Genomic DNA, 19,390 nt, shown 5'->3' on the forward strand with positions numbered 1-19,390 from the left:
CCATTTAACCTTTTGAGTTCGCCAATAGCTCCAATCATAGCAACCCCTAATCACGACTGCTATCAAGGAATTGAAAATAATCCACTTAATGTAGATTAATTCAGCACACTAGCAAACTATAGGCACAAAAAAGGAGGCCTAAGGCCTCCTTTTCATTTAAAGTGCGAGTAATTACTCAGCAGCTGGTGCTTCAGCTTTAGGTGCAGCTTCTTTCATAGAAAGACGTACACGGCCTTGGCGGTCAACTTCCATTACCTTAACTTTAACTTCTTGACCCACTTCTAGGTAGTCAGACACGTTCGCTACGCGCTCTTCAGCGATTTGCGAAATATGTACTAAACCATCTTTACCAGGAAGAATCGTTACGAATGCACCGAAGTCAACGATACGTACAACTTTACCGTTGTATACTGAGCCCACTTCAACTTCTGCAGTGATCTCTTCAATACGACGGATAGCTTCTTTAGTTGCTTCACCATTTGCAGAAGCAATCTTAACAGTACCATCATCTTCAAGTTCAATCGTTGTGCCTGTTTCTTCAGTAAGTGCACGAATAGTTGCACCACCTTTACCGATAACATCACGAATTTTTTCAGGGTTGATCTTCAGCGTAGTAATACGTGGAGCGTGGTCAGAGATCTCTTCACGGTGACCAGAGATAGCCTGATCCATTACGTTTAGAATATGAACACGAGCGCCGTATGCTTGCTGTAGTGCAATCTGCATGATCTCTTTAGTGATACCTTCGATCTTGATATCCATCTGCAGTGCAGTAATACCATCGCGAGTACCAGCAACTTTAAAGTCCATGTCACCTAAGTGATCTTCATCACCTAGAATGTCAGAAAGAACAACGAAATCATCGCCTTCTTTAACTAGACCCATAGCAATACCAGCAACTGAAGTCTTAATTGGTACACCAGCGTCCATAAGAGCTAGAGAAGTACCACACACTGACGCCATAGAGCTTGAACCGTTTGATTCAGTGATTTCAGATACAACACGAACGCTGTATGGGAACTCTTCAGCTGTAGGCATAACAGCGTTAATACCACGCCATGCTAGCTTACCGTGACCAATTTCACGACGCTTTGGTGAGCCAACCATGCCAGTTTCACCAACTGAGTATGGAGGGAAGTTGTAATGAAGCATAAAGCGGCTAGTTTGCTCGCCCATAATGCTATCAATCTTCTGTGCATCACGCTCTGTACCAAGAGTACAAGTTACTAGTGCCTGAGTTTCACCACGAGTGAATAGCGAGCTACCGTGAGTACGTGGAAGAACACCTGCCATCACGTTTAGTGCACGAACCATATCTGGCTCACGACCATCGATACGTGGGTTACCAGCGATGATACGGCTACGAACTACTTTCTTCTCTAGGCTACCTAGTAGACCGTCGATTTCACGTAGATCAGCATCTGCATTTTCAGCTAAAATTGCTTCTTTCGCAGCAGCTTTAACAACACCGACTTGTGCATAACGGTCTTGTTTTACTTCAATTTGGTAAGCTTCAGTTAGGCCTGCTTCAGCTAGCTCTTTAACTTTTGCTACAAGTTCTTGGTCTTGAACTGGTGCAGTCCACTCCCATTCAGGCTTGTTAACTTCAGCTTTAAGCTCTTTAATTGCTTCAATCACAACTTGCTGTTGCTCATGACCATAAACAACTGCGCCTAGCATCACTTCTTCAGGAAGTGCATTTGCTTCTGACTCAACCATTAGTACTGCACTTTCAGTACCTGCAACAGAAAGCTCAAGTTGGCTATCAACTAGTTGAGTCACTGTTGGGTTAAGGATGTATTCACCATTAACGTAACCAACACGTGCTGAACCTAGTGGACCATTGAACGGAATACCTGAAATAGATAGTGCAGCAGAAGTACCGATCATAGAGATAACTTCTGGGCTGATCTCTGGATCAACAGAAACTACAGTGATGATAACCTGAACTTCGTTTTTGAAACCATTCGGGAATAATGGACGGATTGGACGGTCGATAAGACGTGCAGTTAGTGTTTCGCCTTCAGATGGACGACCTTCACGCTTGAAAAATCCACCTGGGATTTTACCTGCAGCGTATGTTTTTTCCTGGTAATTAACGGTTAGCGGGAAAAAGTCACGGCCTGGCTCTTCAGCTTTCTTGCCAACAACAGTAACCAGTACTGTTGTATCACCCATACTTGCCAAAACAGCTGCATCTGCTTGACGCGCAATAACACCAGTCTCTAATGTGACCGTGTGTTGACCATATTCAAAACTCTTTACGATTGGATTCACGTGAACCATTCCTTAATATTTAATTACCTTAATTACGCGCGTAAGTATACTGCAAGTTTATTCAATAGTTAAAGAGAATGATTGATGACAAACAGGAATCTTTTCTCTAAAGTGATTCTATCAACCTAATTGCATTCAAATTATAAGTCTTTAGCACTCGAGGTGCTTAGCTTAAGCTATTGATATAAAGGACAAGGTTCGATGAAGGAGCGTTTCAAATCCCTCACATGGAAACAGACTATTTTAGTCGTCTCAGCAACGTTATTTTTTGCTGTTGCTATCTTTATTGTTGAGATTTTATTGCTTGTTCGCGAAGCTAGAGATGAGTTGAAAGTTAATCAGCACGAATTACTTGATTCTGTTGAACAACCAGCTACCAATGCTATTTGGGCACTAGACGATATCCTTGCAGCACAAACTATTCAAGGACTATTAAAAGTTGAACATGTTCAATCAGCCATTTTGGAATTAGATGATTCCACCCCCTTTGTTTCAGTCAATAACGGCGCATTCCCTATACAAGCACAAATATTTCAAAATATAAGTACTCAATTATTCGGTGATTTGAAACTTATCTCGAGAGAGCTTTATCGGCCTTTTTATATTGATAACAGTGGCAATGAGGAGATGATCGGCACGCTTATAGTGTCTTACGACACCCTAGGACTAACCAATTCCCTACTTTCTACTTTGCGTTTTAATTTGTGGGCAACCCTTGCTAGGGCATTTTTACTCACCTTACTCCTGTCTATCATTTTCCACCGATTCTTAACCCAACCCATAGCCAGAATTAGCGCTGCTATCGACAACATTGATCCGGAGTTTCCATCTAAAAATAGATTGCCTGTTGATGCGGCCCATAGCAATGATGAACTAGGATTAGTGACAAGCAAACTCAATCAAATTCTTATTCAGTTTGAGCGAACGCAGAATAAATTAAGAAAAATGGCAACCAGAGATCCTTTAACCGGACTACCTAACCGCGCCCTATTATTAGAAACGATAGCCGTCACTATTCAGCGTGCCAAACAGCAACAAAGGCAATTTGTTTTGTTGTTTATCGATTTAGATAGATTTAAAACCGTAAATGACTCGCTAGGTCATGAGATGGGAGATCAGTTTTTAATTCGTGTTTCCCGCTCACTTGAATTAACCGCAGGCTCTATTGGCACGGTAGCAAGGCTTGGAGGGGATGAGTTTGTTGTACTTGCTGACGGTCTACATTCGCCAACCATGGCAGCTGAGTTTGTCGATAAGCTCTTTAAGCAGCTCAATGCGCCAATGAAGCTCAACGAACATACTGTACGCCCAGCAGCCTCAGTTGGGATCGCTATCTACCCCGACGATGGATTAAGAGCGGAAGATTTGATCCGCCATGCTGACATAGCGATGTATAGCGCAAAAGCGGCAGGTTCAAACCAGTGGGCATTTTTCAAATCACAAATGACTGAGCGTGCAGCTGTCAGACTAAGGACCGAAGCCTCACTGCATGAAGCATTACTCAATAAAGAGTTTGTTTTGTTTTTTCAACCAAAACTCGATATCCATACCAGTGAAATTGTTGGCTGTGAAGCGCTGATCCGCTGGCAAAAAGATGGCCAACTAGTTAGCCCTGTATCTTTTATTCCGATTGCTGAAGAAACAGGGATCATCATTCCTATTGGACGCTGGGTGATAGAACAAAGTTGCAAAACCATCCGCGACTGGCAAGCCAACTATAACCAGGCACTCCCCATCGCCATTAATGTCTCCAGTCAGCAATTTCAAGATCAAAGCTTAATACCAGATATCAAGCAAGCGGCGCTTCGCTATCAAATCGATCCTAAACTGTTAGAAATAGAGATCACCGAAACATCGCTAATGGACGATATTGAATCGGCAATAGTAAAACTGCAGCAACTAAAAACAGCGGGCTTTGGTATCGCTGTTGATGATTTTGGTACAGGCTACTCCTCATTATCATATTTACGTAGGCTACCCATCACCACAATGAAAATTGATCGCGGCTTTGTCTCAGATCTGCCAGACGATAGTGCAATTGCATCGACGATTTTAATGCTAGGCAAACAGCTAAATCTAAGTATTGTCGCAGAAGGAATTGAAACCCAAGAACAATTGAAGTGGTTACAGGATCAGGACTGCCAGATAGGCCAAGGCTTCTATTTTAGCCAGCCGCTAGCGAAACAAGAGTTTGAAAACAAGTACTTTGAGCCAGCCAACGCTGCCGTCAATGATAAATAGTTAAAATTTAAATACAAAAAAAGGAGGCTAGGCCTCCTTTTAATAGATCAGACGTTAAAATTAACGACGTAGACCTAACTTCTTGATTAGCTCTTGGTAGCGAACAACTTCAGTACGCTTAAGGTATGCAAGAAGCTTACGACGTGTGTTAACCATACGTAGTAGACCACGACGTGAGTGGTGATCGTGGATGTGCTCTTTGAAGTGACCTTGTAGGTGGTTGATCTGTGCAGTTAACAGAGCAACTTGAACTTCAGTAGAACCAGTATCGTTTTCACAACGACCAAATTCAGCAAGGATTTGAGCCTTAGCTTCAACACTTAGTGACATTTCTATCTCCAAAATTACATTAATAAATCTTCAGCCGATCACTAACTCAGCCAAAGTAGGCGCGCCATTCTACCTATTTACCTTTTAGGTAGCAAGATCAATGTCGGAATAAAACCGCTATTTATCTTGAGTGTCTCGAATAACAATAAGACGCTTAGGTGCAAGTTGGCCATCATCATTCATCTGGCCAATACCAACAAACTGACGTGATTCACCAATAGTGATCCGCACCAGCTCATCGACAGGTAAATTAGATACTTGTACCGGGTTACCATTCATTAGATAGGTTGCGAGTTCATCAGAGACGTTAACCTCTTTAAAGCCGCTAACAGCTGTATCCATCGGCAACAACAATGGGTCTAACACTTCAGATAAAGGCAAAGACGCTTCTTCAGCCTTAGCGACTAGCTCCTCGAGTTGCTCAAGTGACACCATCCTATCGTATGGGTAGCCTGCAACTTGTGTACGACGTAACATGATCACATGTGCGCCACAACCTAGCATTTCACCTAAATCATCAGTGATAGTGCGGATATAAGTCCCCTTTGAACAATGAATATCAAGGGTTAACTCATCACCTTCTAAGCTGATAAAGTTAAGCTCAAACACATTGATAGGACGCGCTTCACGAGGTACCTCAATACCTTCACGAGCGTACTTATATAAAGGCTGACCTTGATACTTTAACGCCGAGTACATAGAAGGGACTTGCATGGTTTCACCACGAAAGTGCTCCAATGCTTGCTCCAATTGTTCTTGAGTGAAATTGATTTCTCTCGTTTGAACAATCTCACCATCCGAATCACTCGTATCAGTGCGTTGGCCAAGCTTTGCCGTCACTAAATAACGCTTATCAGCATCAAGTAAGTGTTGAGAAAACTTGGTCGCCTCACCTAGACAAATAGGTAACATACCCGTAGCTAGCGGATCTAAAGCACCGGTATGACCAGCCTTATTTGCATTAAAAAAGCGTTTAACTCTTTGCAATGCAAAGTTTGAGCTCATACCTGTGTCTTTATCTAACAGTACAATACCATCGATAAAACGACCGCGAGAACGACGTGCCATTACTTATCGCCCTCTTCCTTAGTATCGTCTTGTGCAGCGTCAGAGTTTACGCCATGCTGCTTTTGCTTTGCTTCATCATTGCTGATTACGCGGCTAACTAGGTTAGACATACGCATACCTTCAACGAGTGAACTATCGTAGATAAAACGTAGTTCAGGCATTACACGTAACTTCATGCGGCCTGCAACCAGTGAACGAATGTAACCAGCAGCAGATTCTAATGCTGCCACTTTTTGTTCAACAAGTTTTGGGTCTTCTTCGAAGAAAGTGACGAACACTTTCGCATAACTAAGATCGCGAGAAACATCAACGTCGTTAACCGTCACAAAACCGATACGCGGGTCTTTCATATCACGCTGTAAAACAACGGCTAGTTCTTGTTGAAGCTGCTGTGCAATACGGCGGGTACGACTAAATTCTTTTGCCATAATATATTTGCCATAAATATTAAGGGCGGCTAACGCCGCCCTTATAAATCATCGAAAATTACAAGGTACGTGCAATTTCTACCGTTTCGAAGACTTCAATCTGATCGCCAACTCTGACGTCATTATAGTTCTTCACACCGATACCACATTCCATGCCATTACGAACTTCGTTTACGTCATCTTTAAAGCGACGTAGTGATTCTAGCTCACCTTCGTAAATAACAACGTTATCACGTAGTACGCGGATTGGAGCGCTACGCTTGATGGTACCTTCAGTTACCATACAACCTGCAATAGCACCAATCTTAGGCGACTTAAACACATCACGAACTTCTGCAAGACCAATAATTTCTTGCTTAAACTCAGGAGCAAGCATACCGCCCATCGCATCACGTACTTCATCAATTAATTGATAAATGATGCTGTAGTAACGTAGATCTACGCTTTCGCTCTCAATCACTTTACGCGCCTGTGCGTCAGCACGAACGTTAAAGCCGATCATGATAGCGTTAGATGCAGCAGCTAGGCTCGCATCAGTTTCAGTTAATCCACCCACACCGCGAGCAATAATATTAACTTTAACTTCGTCTGTAGATAGCTTATCTAAAGAGTCTGCGATGGCTTCAAGTGAACCTTGAACGTCCGCTTTAAGTACCAAGTTAAGCTCTTGAACTTCACCTTCAACCATGTTGGCGAACATGTTTTCAAGCTTAGACTTCTGCTGACGTGCAAGCTTAACATCACGGAACTTACCTTGACGGTAAAGTGCAACTTCACGTGCTTTACGCTCATCACGTACAACAGTTGCTTCGTCACCAGCAGAAGGTACACCTGATAGACCTAAAATCTCAACAGGGATAGATGGACCCGCTTCAGTGATTGACTTACCGTTCTCATCTTTCATCGCACGAACTTTACCGTACTCAAGACCACATAGAACGATGTCACCCTGCTTTAAGGTACCTTCTTGTACAAGTACTGTTGCAACTGGACCACGGCCTTTATCTAGCTTAGATTCAACTACAACACCAGCAGCCATACCTTCGCGAACAGCTTGAAGCTCAAGAACTTCTGCTTCTAGAAGAATGCCTTCTAGTAATTCATCAATGCCTTGGCCTGTCTTAGCTGAAACGTGAACAAACATGTTGCTTCCGCCCCAATCTTCAGACATTACGCCATGCTGAGAAAGCTCAGACTTAACGCGGTCAGGATCAGCTTCTGGCTTATCAATCTTGTTAACAGCAACAATCAGAGGCACACCACCCGCTTTAGCGTGCTGGATAGCTTCGATTGTTTGTGGCATCACACCGTCGTCTGCCGCAACAACTAGAATAACGATATCGGTTGCCTTAGCACCACGAGCACGCATTGCAGTAAACGCTGCGTGACCAGGAGTATCTAAGAAGGTGATCATACCGTTTTCAGTTTCAACGTGATATGCACCAATGTGCTGGGTAATACCACCCGCTTCGCCTGATGCAACTTTTGCACGACGAATGTAATCTAGTAACGATGTCTTACCGTGGTCAACGTGACCCATAATAGTAACAACTGGTGCACGAGGCTCCACTTTAACGTCGCCGTTACGGTCTGAAAGTACTTGATGCTCAAGCTCGTTTTCACGAGTCAGGATCACTTTATGACCCATCTCTTCAGCAACTAGCTGTGCAGTCTCTTGGTCTAATACTTGGTTAATAGTAACCATAGAGCCCATCTTCATCATTTGCTTGATGATTTCAGTCGCTTTGATAGACATCTTAGAAGCAAGTTCTGCTACAGAAACCGTTTCACCAATGCTTACGTCAGCTTTAACAACTGCAGCAGGCTTAGTGAAAGCGTGATCCATTGACTCAGGTGCTACGCTACGGTTGTTACGGCCATTGCGTGAGTTACGGTTATCACGGCGGTTATCTTTACCTGCACGCTTACCTTTACCCTTACCAACATTACCTGTATTAGCTTCGTTACCCGCTTTTGCAGCAGGTTTACGAGAACGGCGACCGCGCTTTTCAGCGTTAGCATCTGCAGTGTCTTCAGCTGCACGCGCTTCAGATGAAGTCGTAACATGATGGTCAACTGACTTTTCAGCTTCTTTACGCGCTTGCTCTTCTTCAGCCCAACGCTTTTCATTTTCTTCAGCTAAACGACGTGCTTCTTCAGCTGCCGCTTTTGCTTCTTCATCTGCTTTTGCTTTTGCAGCAGCTTCTTGCGCTGCTAATAACTTAGCTTCTTCAGCTTTCGCTGCTTTTTCTTCAGCCGTTTCAGCTGCTTTTTCTGTATGCACTTTTGCTTTTGCCTTAGCTTCGGCTTCTGCCTTAGCTTTTGCCTTTGCTTCTGCTTCAGCTTTTGCCTTTGCTTCTGCTTCAGCTTTCGCCTTTGCTTCTGCCTCAGCTTTGGCTTGAGCTTCCGCTTTTGCTTTTGCTTCTTCTGCAGCTTTAGCTGCAGCTAATTCTGCTTCAGCAGCCTCGTCACGCTTAACAAAAGTACGCTTTTTACGAACTTCTACCTTAACGTCTTTTGACTGACCACCGCTTCCAGCAACACTCAATGTTGAAACTGATTTGCGTTGAAGAGTCATTTTTTGTGGGGCTGCGTCGCCACCATGTTGCTTCTTAAGGAAGTCTAACAACTGTTGCTTTTCAGTTTCTGAAACTGTATCGCTTGCTGACTTCTTAATACCAGCCTGAGAAAACTGCTCAACTAAACGTTCAGTACTTTTCCCAACTTCTGTGGCTAGTTTTTCTACTGTAGTATCCGCCATATTTAAAACTCCCCTCTGCTGATCGACTTATGCTTCTTCGCCAAACCAACAGATATTACGGGCAGCCATAATAAGCTCACCTGCTTTTTCTTCTGTCAATTCTTCAATTTCGATCAGATCATCAATGCCTTGTTCGGCCAAATCTTCAAGCGTAATTACGCCTTTACTTGCCATTACGAAAGCCAAGTGTCTATCTAAACCTTCTAAAGCAAGAAGGTCTTCACTTGGTTCAGCACCATCTAAGGCTTCTTCTGTCGCAAGAGCACGAGTAGAGATCGCCGCTTTTGCGCGCTCTCTTAATGACTCAACGATTTCCTCGTCGAATCCATCGATTTCTAGTAGCTCTGACTCAGGAACGTAAGCTACTTCTTCTAATGAAGTGAAGCCTTCATCAGAAAGTACTTGGGCAAACTCTTCATCAACATCAAGTGCTTGGATGAATAGATTCACCACTTTAGCGCTCTCTGCCTGATGCTTAGCCTTCATGTCGTCAACTGTCATTACATTTAGTTCCCAACCAGAAAGTTGAGTCGCTAAACGAATGTTTTGACCGTTACGGCCAATCGCTTGCGCTAGGCTATCAGCTTCAACAGCGATGTCCATTGAGTGGTTATCTTCATCAACAATGATTGAAGCAACGTCAGCAGGTGCCATACAGTTGATAACATATTGAGCTGGGTTATCGTCCCAAAGTACGATATCTACGCGCTCGCCACCAAGCTCGTTAGAAACAGCTTGAACACGAGCACCACGCATACCAACACATGCACCGATAGGATCGATACGACGGTCGTTAGACTTAACCGCAATCTTAGCGCGTGAACCTGGATCACGAGCAGCACCAACGATCTCGATCATTTCGTCTTGAATTTCAGGAACTTCAACACGGAATAATTCGATTAGCATGTCTGGTTTAGTACGAGTTAAGAACAGCTGTGCGCCACGTGCTTCAGGGCGTACAGAGTAAAGTAGCGCACGTACACGATCGCCTGGGCGGAAAGATTCACGTGAAATCAAATCTTCTTTGTAAAGTACGCCATCAGCGTTATTGCCAAGATCAACAACTACGCTTTCACGGTTGCTCTTCTTAACAACACCAACAATCAACTCGCCTTCACGATCACGGAACTGGTCAACGATTTGCGCGCGTTCAGCTTCACGTACTTTTTGTACAATAACTTGCTTAGCTGTTTGAGTAGTGATGCGGTCGAATGCTACTGATTCGATCTGATCTTCAATAAATCCGCCTAACTCAACTTCAGGATCTTCAAACTTTGCTGCTTCAAGCGTGATCTCACGGAAAGGGTTTTCCAATGGTACGCCTTGATCTTCAACTACCATCCAACGACGGAAAGTTTCATAAGCACCAGTCTTACGATCAATAGCAACACGAACTTCGATGTCACCTTCGTATTTTTTCTTGGTTGCTGTGGCTAGTGCGATTTCCAGCGCTTCGAAAATCTTTTCGCGCGGCACACCTTTTTCATTTGAAACCGCCTCAGCGACTAGCAGAATCTCTTTATTCATTGTCTTGCCTCGTTCACCTTGAATTCATCAAAACTTAGCGATTAAGTTGCCTTTACGGATATTATCCAGTGCAACGGTAAGTTCATTTCCATCTACCGATAGATTAAGCATTTGCCCATCTAGTCCGGTAACGGTGCCTTTTAAATTACGACTACCTGCAACAGGCATCGTTAGTTGTACTTTTACAGTCTCACCGATGTAAGCTTGGTACTGCTCTGCAGTAAACAAAGGTCTATCTACACCAGGAGAAGAAACTTCTAATGTGTACTCAGTTGAAATAGGATCTTCAACGTCCAGTACAGCACTGACTTGGCGGCTTGCTTCTGCGCAATCTTCAATGAAGATGCCCTTTTCGTTGTCTATATATAGACGCAAGGTAGAGTGCTTACCTGCTTGAATGTACTCCAAACCCCAAAGCTGATGGCCTAATGCTTCAACTGGCGCTTTGAGCATCTCTACCAGTCTGCGTTCTAATGTAGCCAAGGTTACCCCCTGAAAAACAAAAAAGGGCCTAATAGCCCCAGTACACGTCACACTATGTGACCGTTTTAAAAGTTCCAGATAACAAAAAACCCCGTAATGACGAGGTTGAAATATCCAGAACCTGTAACAGCATAGAAATAAAATTTCTTTACTGGGAAGCTGGTTGCGGGGGCCGGATTTGAACCGACGACCTTCGGGTTATGAGCCCGACGAGCTACCAAACTGCTCCACCCCGCGACAACTTGTGCAAGTATATTGAGAAAGCGCTCAACTTGCAATAATAAAGGGCTTATTCGCCGCTTTATTATCCTCGATTTTGCTTGCTAGCAAAACCAAAGATTTGGTGCGGATGGAGGGACTTGAACCCTCACGAGCATAGCTCACCACCCCCTCAAGATGGCGTGTCTACCAATTCCACCACATCCGCATAAAACCGTGGTTTGACTGTATTTGGTAACTACTATGTTTGAGGTTAATAGCAGTTTTACAGTCGGTATCAATCGATTCGATTGATACCATCATAAGTCATCTTATGAATTAGTCAGGAATTTTATCTTCTGACTTTTCAGCTTCTTGCTGAACTTGTTCAACAGCTTGTGCTGCTTCACTTCCTAAATCATCCCAAGCACCTTCAGCTTTAGTGTGGTTTGCGCTTAAGTTACCAATCGTTAAACTTAGTGCAAAAAACGCTACGGCTAAAATAGCAGTCGAACGAGTCAAAAAGTTACCAGAACCTGATGAACCAAAAAGTGTACCTGATGCACCGGCGCCAAAAGAAGCACCCATGTCAGCACCTTTACCTTGCTGGATTAAGATCAAGCCTACTAGACCAATCGCAACCAACAAGTAAACAACCATTAGAACTTCATACATATTATGCGCTCATCGCTATCGTACATAAACTGAGAAATTCGGTAGCATTGAGGCTTACACCACCAATCAATCCACCGTCTACATCAGGCTGGGCAAACAAGTCTGCCGCATTACTCGGTGTTACGCTACCACCGTACAAAATCCTGATATTTTCTCCGATAAATGGAGATACTTCAGAGAGGCGCTTGCGAATGAACGCATGAACTTCTTGAGCCTGCTCTGGCGTAGCGCTCTTACCTGTCCCTACTGCCCATAATGGCTCGTAAGCGATAATAGCGTTATCAAAAGCCATGGTGCCATTTTTTTCAATGACCACATCTAGTTCTTCAGCAATGACTTCAAAAGTGCGTCTTGCTTCACGAGCTGGACCTGACTCACCAACACATAGAATTGGTGTTAAACCGTGCTTTTGAGCTGCAGCAAATTTCTCTGCTACGATATCACTCGTCTCTCCGTACATACGGCGACGTTCTGAATGACCGATAATCACATATCGACATCCTGAATCTTTTAACATCTGACCAGATATTTCACCAGTATAAGCACCAAAGTCATGTTGACTTATATTTTGAGTACCCATTCTGACTAAGCAACCATTTAAGGCTTCTTTATTTTCATCTAGCAGTTGTCGTACACTTTCTAAGTAAATAGAAGGTGGACACAAAACCACTTCCGCTGAATCATCTTGTAGCTTGGTAGCGAATTTTTTGAAAAGCTCTTGTGCTAATTGAGCACTGCCATTCATTTTCCAGTTACCAGCAACCATCGGACGTCTAAGTGCCATCACTGTCTCCTTTGAAAGCGGCGTGAATAATAGCGAACCACTTGTTAAGTTACAATACCTAAAGGCGTTATTTTTAATAATCTTGGTGTGAACGCATATTTTTTACGCTGCAAATAAGCGCGCTGTACGATTAATGATTAGTTTGTTTTTAATTTAATCGCAACAACGCCACTCAGCTTGTAGTTCAACCTAAAACTAAACTAAATTACGTACCGCATCTGCAATATAGTTAGCATATTCTGTCACCGCGGCTTGATCATCGCCTTCAACCATTACACGTAGTAATGGCTCTGTACCCGACTTGCGCAATAAGACCCGGCCACGGGCACCAAGCTTTTGCTCTACTTCAGCTTGTGCAGCCAATACGCTATCAGATGTTAGCGGGTCATTATCACCTTCAAATCTCACATTAACAAGCACTTGAGGCAACATAGTAATATTCTCTGTTAGTTGCTCAAGGGTTGCATTTTGGCGCTGCATTGCAGCTAACACTAAAATACCGGCGACAATGCCATCTCCAGTAGTGCCATGATCAAGATTTAAGATATGACCTGAGTTTTCACCACCAATACGCCAGTCATGCTCTTTTAGTAACTCCATAACATAGCGGTCACCCACTTTGGAGCGCACAAATGGAATACTGAGCTCTTGTAATGCTAGGTCTAAACCAAGGTTTGACATTTGTGTCCCTACAACGCCACCTCGTAATACACCACTTTTTTGAGCATCTGCGGCTAAAATATAAAGAATTTCGTCGCCATCAATAACACGCCCATGTCGATTGACCATCATAATACGGTCACCGTCACCATCTAACGCAATACCAAGATCAGCATTTTCAGCCAGTACAGTTTCACAGATTTTTGCCATTGAAGTCGCACCAACTTTATCGTTGATGTTTAAACCATTTGGCTTGTCACCAATAGCAATCACCTCAGCACCAAGCTCTCTAAATACACTCGGAGCGATGTGATAAGTTGCTCCGTGAGCGCAATCAACCACAATTTTAAGCCCGCTTAGCGTTTGCTCTGCTGGGAAGTGACCTTTACAATATTCGATATAGCGACCTGCAGCATCATCAATACGATTAACCTTGCCCAATAAATGAGATTCGACGCAAGTCAGTGGCTTTTCCAATTCAGCTTCAATTTCAAGCTCAACATCATCATCTAATTTGCTGCCATCATTGGCAAAAAACTTAATACCGTTATCGTAATAAGGGTTGTGAGATGCACTTATAACAATCCCCGCTTCAGCGCGGAAGGTGCGAGTTAGGTAAGCAACAGCAGGTGTCGGCATAGGACCAATTAGCATTACATCTAGACCTGCTGCCGATAGACCCGCTTCTAATGCCGATTCAAATAGGTAACCTGAGATACGAGTGTCTTTACCGATAATCACTTTATGCGTGCCCGCGCGAGACAACACTCGCCCAGCCGCCCAACCAAGTTTAAGCGCTAATTCAGGGGTCATTTTACCCGCGCCTACTTTACCGCGAATACCATCGGTACCAAAAAATTGTCTTTGTTTCACTTGAACTCCAATTTAACTAAACAGGTAGATCTAACTCCGTTGATCTTCCTTAAAAATATAAAACATAAATAAGCAGATATGCGCCTAGACAGCATATCTCTGCCAATCTATCAGCCAAGCACTAGGCCAAGCGCTCAAAATTATCTGTAGCTTGCAGTACCGCAATCATATCGCAGGTTTCTTGCACATCATGAACGCGCACGATCTTTGCACCTGCTTGAACTGCCAACATATTACCAGTAAGTGTGGCACTTAATCTTTGTGATACCTCACGTCCAAGTAATTGACCGAACATACTCTTACGCGATAATCCTGCAAGTACGGGTAGGTTAAATTTGCCAAACTCATTCATTCGGTTAAGCAGCTCATAGTTATGAGCTAAGGTTTTACCAAAACCAAAACCAGGATCAAGCACAATATGCTCGCGCTTAATTCCCGCAGCTAGGCAGGCATCAATTCGATCTTGAAAAAAATGACTAATATCGCTGATGATATCACTATATTGAGGCGCATCCTGCATGGTTCGAGGCTGTCCCTGCATATGCATCAAACATACAGGCACATTAAGCTTGGCCGCAGTTTTAAGCGCATCTGGTTCTTGCAGCGCCCTAACATCATTAATCAGGTGCGCTCCGGCATTCACCGCAGCTGCCATCACCTGAGCTTTACTGGTGTCAATAGAAATCCACACATCATGATTTTTGGCGACATAGTCAATTAACGGCAGCACACGCTTGAGTTCATCTTCAAGTGAGACATCTTTAGCACCGGGACGCGTAGATTCTCCACCTATATCAATGATCTTCGCGCCTTGTGCGACCATTAAATCTGCTTGCTGACAAGCTGTTGCGAAACAAGAAAACTCACCGCCATCAGAAAAAGAGTCTGGGGTCACATTAAGGATCCCCATGACAATTGGACGACTTAAATCGAGTGTTGAATTACCTGAGATTAATTTCGACAAAATAGTGTTCCCTAAACAAGAAAACCCCTAAAAGGGGTTTTCTTAAATCAACCTAAAGCTTACTTAGCCGGAGACTCGTCAGCGTCGCTGACATCTGGCTTATCTTCTTTAGCTTGCTGGCTTTCTTCCTGCTTGACCTCTTCGGTCTTCACCGCTTGAGCATTGTTGCTGTCGTTGTCGTTAGACTGTTGATCTTTTTGCCACTCAGCAGGCATACGCACTTCACGGCGCGCCATTAGATCATCAATTTGATTCGCATCAATGGTTTCATACTTCATTAACGCATCTTTCATGGCATGCAAAATATCCATATTCTCTGTCAAGAATGTATGTGCACGATCATAGTTCGAATCAATTAACTGCTTAACTTCAGCATCGATAATACGCGCAGTGTCGTCAGACATATGCTGAGACTTACCCATGCTACGTCCTAAGAACACTTCGTTTTCATCTTCTGCGTAAAGTACTGGACCAAGTTTTTCAGAGAAACCCCATTGCGTAACCATGTTACGTGCAATAGAAGTTGCATACTTAATATCTTGCGACGCACCAGTAGAAACCTTTTCACTACCGTAGATCAAATCTTCAGCAATACGTCCGCCGTAGGCAACTGAGATTTGGCTCTCAAGTTTACGACGACTTTGGCTGATAGCATCCGCTTCAGGTAAGAAGAAGGTTACGCCTAATGCACGACCACGAGGAATAATAGTCACCTTATGCACAGGGTCGTGCTCAGGTACTAAACAACCTACGATGGCATGACCCGCTTCATGGTAAGCAGTCATCTCTTTCTCTTCTTCAGACATAACCATAGTGCGGCGCTCTGCACCCATCATGATTTTATCTTTAGCGCTTTCAAACTCTTCCATACCAACCACACGGCGGCTGTTACGCGCAGCAAACAAGGCTGCTTCGTTAACAAGGTTTGCAAGATCTGCACCAGAGAAACCTGGTGTACCACGGGCAATAACGCTTGCTTTAACGCCATCAGCTAAAGGCACTTTACGCATGTGTACTTTAAGGATCTGTTCACGACCACGTACATCAGGTAAACCAACAACCACTTGACGGTCAAAACGACCTGGACGAAGTAGTGCAGCATCAAGTACGTCCGGACGGTTAGTCGCCGCGATAACAATAATACCTTCGTTACCTTCGAAACCATCCATCTCAACTAGCATTTGGTTCAGTGTTTGCTCACGCTCATCGTGACCACCACCTACACCAGCGCCACGTTGCCGACCTACAGCGTCGATCTCATCAATAAAGATAATACAAGGCGCAGATTTTTTAGCTTGCTCGAACATGTCACGAACACGCGATGCACCAACACCCACGAACATCTCTACGAAATCAGAACCTGAAATAGTAAAGAACGGTACTTTTGCTTCACCGGCAATCGCCTTAGCAAGCAAAGTCTTACCCGTACCAGGAGGACCAACTAAAAGCACACCCGTTGGAATTCGACCACCCAGTTTTTGGAATTTTGTCGGCTCTTTTAGGTAATCAACCAACTCTTTAACGTCTTCTTTTGCTTCGTCACAACCAGCAACATCACCAAAAGTCGTTTTAATTTGGTCTTCGCTCATCAATTTGGCTTTACTCTTACCAAACGACATCGCGCCTTTACCGCCACCGCCTTGCATCTGACGCATGAAGAAAATCCATACACCGATAAGCAATAGCATCGGGAACCAAGAGATAAAGATTTGAGTTAAGAAACCCGACTCTTCAGCTTCTTGTCCTTTCATCATAATGCCTTTACGGTCAAGATCATTGATCAAATCAAGATCTGGCATCGGCATGATGGTGACAAATTTCTCACCAGAACGTGTGGTACCTTCAATAGTGCGCTGATCGCTTTTTACTTCAACAGAACTAATCTGCCCTGAGCGAACATCGTCCAAAAAGGTTGAATAATCCATCTTCGCCTTAGTTGATGAAGAGGGGGAATAGCCCTGAAAAACTGACATCAACACAACAGCGATGACAACCCAGAGAATTAAATTTTTTGCCATGTCACTCAAATTACTCGACCTCTTTTAAAGTCTTTCGAAAACAAATGTTAGAGTACTTACGATAGATTACTATAACTTGTAGCCCGTCGCCACAAGATAGACTTCACGTGAACGTGGTCGTGAAGAATCGGGCTTACGTGTTTTAACTGTTTTAAACGCCTCTTTAACCGCTTTCATGTATTCATCAAAGCCCTCCCCCTGAAAGACTTTAACTGCAAAGCTGCCATTGGGTGCCAAAACTTGATGACACATATCTAATGCTAGCTCTACTAAATACATGGCACGCGGTTGGTCAACGCCACCTGAACCACTCATATTAGGTGCCATATCAGATAGCACCACATCTACTTTATCATCACCAACTCGAGTTAATAATGCATCAAGTACTTTTTCTTCGCGGAAATCACCCTGTAGGAAATCAACACCAACAATAGGATCCATCGGTAAGATATCACAAGCAATAACTTGACCGTTATCACCCGCTAATTTCACCGCGATTTGCGACCAACCACCCGGCGCCGCCCCTAAATCGACAACTGTCATCCCCGGACGAATGAGTTTATCTTTTTCTTGGATCTCTTCAAGTTTAAAGGCCGCACGCGACCTCAAACCGCGCTTTTGCGACAGTTTGACATAGTGATCGTCGAAATGTTCCTGCATCCAGCGAGAAGAGCTAGCCGTTCGTTTTTTTCCTGACATTTAAAATCCGCAACAAAATTGAGAGTTACACAAAGACTATATAAGGGTAGAATAGCGGGTTTTCAACAGTAACTCAGCATAAAGTTGGTATAAATGAACTTAACAACCAAACAAAAACAGCACTTAAAAGGCTTAGCGCATGGTCTCAAGCCTGTAGTGATGCTTGGTGGCAACGGCCTGACTGAAGGTGTACTGGCTGAAATTGATAATGCACTTTCTTATCATGAATTGATTAAAGTGAAAGTAGCCTCTGGTGACAGAGAACTTAAAAACGCTATCGTAGACGCCATTGTACGTGAAACTCAAGCTGAAAAAGTACAGCTTATTGGTCACGTTTTAGTACTGTTCCGTCAGTCTGAAGAAATGAAAATTGCTTTGCCAAAAGCAAAGTAAATTCGCAAAGATAGCTTTAGCCAATAAAGTTATTAATGCAAGATAAATAAAAAGAGCCGCTGTTTACACAGCGGCTCTTTTTTTGACTTTTAGCTGTATAAATTAAGGCGCGTCGCTAATCGGCTCAACTTTATAGTGCTCAGCACTTACCTTTAAGTACTCAGGCAAACAGGTGCCAACCGAAATCGATGAAATTGTGCCAATCATAATGCCAAGGAACATTGCGATTGAAAAACCTTGTAACGGCGTGCCTCCCATTATCCATAGCGCAGCTACGGTAAACAGGGTTGTGCCACTAGTCACCATAGTGCGGGAAAAGGTTGCCTTCACTGCACTACTGCAAATCTCATCTATTGCCATCTTTGGTTTTGCTATCAGCACTTCCCTTACCCTATCCGCAATCACAATTGAGTCATTCAGTGAATAACCTAAAATCGCCAATACTGCCGCCAAAATGGTTAAATTAAACTCCATCTGCGTTAAGGAGAAAAACGCCAGTACAAAAATCACATCGTGAAATAGTGCTAGTAATGCCCCGCTAGCCAAACGCCATTCAAAGCGAAAACTCAAATAACCTAAAATACACAACATTGCAGCCAGTAACGCTAGTCCACCTTGCTCTGCTAACTCTTGACCGATTTGCGGACCAACGATACTCGAATTAAGCACTTCTACATTATCAGTTAGTGGCGCTAAAACAGACTGAATATCTGCAGATGCGCCACTATCAACTTTAGCGTATCTAAGTACCCAACGACCCGGTTCTCCAGCTGAGATCACACTGACTTCTTGTTTGGAATCATGACCCAAAACTTGGCTTATTTGCGCAGCTTTAATACTCGGATCTAACTTAACCTCAGTAACAATACCACCAGTAAAATCAAGACCCCAATTGAATCCATTCGTCACAATAATAGCAACCGATGCCAGCATGATCAGTAATGAGAAAACACTAGAAAGGTAACGTGCCTTGGTTAATTTACCTAAACTACTCATATTATTAAATTTCAT

At 43.5% G+C, this 19,390-nt stretch carries 16 protein-coding genes and 2 tRNA genes; 2 read left to right on the plus strand and 16 right to left on the minus strand.

Features of this window, described 5'->3' with window-relative positions; genetic code table 11:
* Nucleotides 1-171: 171 nt before the first annotated feature.
* A complete protein-coding gene (gene pnp / locus L884_RS0119885) occupies nt 172-2,277 on the minus strand; it encodes a polyribonucleotide nucleotidyltransferase (protein WP_028769134.1) in 2,106 nt (701 codons plus the stop codon).
* A gap of 201 nt (nt 2,278-2,478) precedes the next feature.
* Between pnp and L884_RS0119890 the strand changes: the two genes are divergently transcribed.
* The gene (locus L884_RS0119890; RefSeq protein WP_028769135.1) at nt 2,479-4,518 is read left to right on the plus strand and encodes a putative bifunctional diguanylate cyclase/phosphodiesterase; all 2,040 of its coding nucleotides are present in this window, start codon (nt 2,479-2,481) and stop codon (nt 4,516-4,518) included.
* A gap of 60 nt (nt 4,519-4,578) precedes the next feature.
* On the opposite strand, the gene rpsO is transcribed toward L884_RS0119890, so the two are convergent.
* The 14 genes from rpsO to rlmE all read right to left on the minus strand — a co-directional run bounded on the left by rpsO (nt 4,579) and on the right by rlmE (nt 17,986).
* Nucleotides 4,579-4,848, minus strand: a complete 270-nt coding sequence (gene rpsO / locus L884_RS0119895; protein WP_028769136.1) for a 30S ribosomal protein S15 — start codon at nt 4,846-4,848, stop codon at nt 4,579-4,581.
* Between the two features lie 117 nt (nt 4,849-4,965).
* Nucleotides 4,966-5,916, minus strand: coding sequence for a tRNA pseudouridine(55) synthase TruB (gene truB / locus L884_RS0119900; RefSeq protein WP_028769137.1), 951 nt, complete (start codon nt 5,914-5,916; stop codon nt 4,966-4,968).
* The gene (rbfA, locus tag L884_RS0119905; RefSeq protein ID WP_028769138.1) at nt 5,916-6,344 is read right to left on the minus strand and encodes a 30S ribosome-binding factor RbfA; all 429 of its coding nucleotides are present in this window, start codon (nt 6,342-6,344) and stop codon (nt 5,916-5,918) included. Before rbfA ends, truB begins: the two co-directional genes overlap by 1 nt.
* A 58-nt stretch (nt 6,345-6,402) precedes the next feature.
* Nucleotides 6,403-9,105 carry a translation initiation factor IF-2 gene (infB, locus tag L884_RS0119910; RefSeq protein ID WP_028769139.1) on the minus strand — a complete coding sequence of 901 codons (2,703 nt, stop codon included), beginning with the start codon at nt 9,103-9,105 and terminating at the stop codon, nt 6,403-6,405.
* 27 nt (nt 9,106-9,132) lie between these two features.
* Complete coding sequence (nusA, locus tag L884_RS0119915; RefSeq protein ID WP_028769140.1) at nt 9,133-10,632, minus strand: transcription termination factor NusA; 1,500 nt, start codon at nt 10,630-10,632, stop codon at nt 9,133-9,135.
* A 27-nt stretch (nt 10,633-10,659) separates the two neighbouring features.
* Complete coding sequence (gene rimP / locus L884_RS0119920) at nt 10,660-11,115, minus strand: ribosome maturation factor RimP (RefSeq protein ID WP_028769141.1); 456 nt, start codon at nt 11,113-11,115, stop codon at nt 10,660-10,662.
* Between the two features lie 160 nt (nt 11,116-11,275).
* Nucleotides 11,276-11,352: transfer RNA gene (locus tag L884_RS0119925), tRNA-Met, on the minus strand.
* A 104-nt stretch (nt 11,353-11,456) separates the two neighbouring features.
* Nucleotides 11,457-11,542, minus strand: a tRNA-Leu gene (locus L884_RS0119930).
* 110 nt (nt 11,543-11,652) lie between these two features.
* Nucleotides 11,653-11,988: a preprotein translocase subunit SecG gene (gene secG / locus L884_RS0119935; RefSeq protein ID WP_028769142.1), complete on the minus strand. Its 336-nt coding sequence runs from the start codon at nt 11,986-11,988 to the stop codon at nt 11,653-11,655.
* A 1-nt stretch (nt 11,989) separates the two neighbouring features.
* Nucleotides 11,990-12,772, minus strand: coding sequence for a triose-phosphate isomerase (tpiA, locus tag L884_RS0119940; RefSeq protein ID WP_028769143.1), 783 nt, complete (start codon nt 12,770-12,772; stop codon nt 11,990-11,992).
* Between the two features lie 195 nt (nt 12,773-12,967).
* A complete protein-coding gene (gene glmM, locus L884_RS0119945; RefSeq protein WP_028769144.1) occupies nt 12,968-14,305 on the minus strand; it encodes a phosphoglucosamine mutase in 1,338 nt (445 codons plus the stop codon).
* A gap of 121 nt (nt 14,306-14,426) precedes the next feature.
* Complete coding sequence (gene folP / locus L884_RS0119950) at nt 14,427-15,215, minus strand: dihydropteroate synthase (RefSeq protein ID WP_425423503.1); 789 nt, start codon at nt 15,213-15,215, stop codon at nt 14,427-14,429.
* A gap of 113 nt (nt 15,216-15,328) precedes the next feature.
* Nucleotides 15,329-17,287: an ATP-dependent zinc metalloprotease FtsH gene (ftsH, locus tag L884_RS0119955; protein WP_037411317.1), complete on the minus strand. Its 1,959-nt coding sequence runs from the start codon at nt 17,285-17,287 to the stop codon at nt 15,329-15,331.
* A 69-nt stretch (nt 17,288-17,356) separates the two neighbouring features.
* A complete protein-coding gene (gene rlmE, locus L884_RS0119960; RefSeq protein WP_028769147.1) occupies nt 17,357-17,986 on the minus strand; it encodes a 23S rRNA (uridine(2552)-2'-O)-methyltransferase RlmE in 630 nt (209 codons plus the stop codon).
* A 93-nt stretch (nt 17,987-18,079) separates the two neighbouring features.
* Between rlmE and yhbY the strand changes: the two genes are divergently transcribed.
* A complete protein-coding gene (gene yhbY, locus L884_RS0119965) occupies nt 18,080-18,379 on the plus strand; it encodes a ribosome assembly RNA-binding protein YhbY (protein ID WP_028769148.1) in 300 nt (99 codons plus the stop codon).
* A gap of 102 nt (nt 18,380-18,481) precedes the next feature.
* Here the strand turns inward: yhbY and secF are convergent, their stop codons facing one another.
* The gene (gene secF / locus L884_RS0119970; protein ID WP_374991340.1) at nt 18,482-19,390 is read right to left on the minus strand and encodes a protein translocase subunit SecF; all 909 of its coding nucleotides are present in this window, start codon (nt 19,388-19,390) and stop codon (nt 18,482-18,484) included.

It is taken from the genome of Shewanella fidelis ATCC BAA-318 (assembly GCF_000518605.1).
GTDB classification, from domain to species: domain Bacteria; phylum Pseudomonadota; class Gammaproteobacteria; order Enterobacterales; family Shewanellaceae; genus Shewanella; species Shewanella fidelis.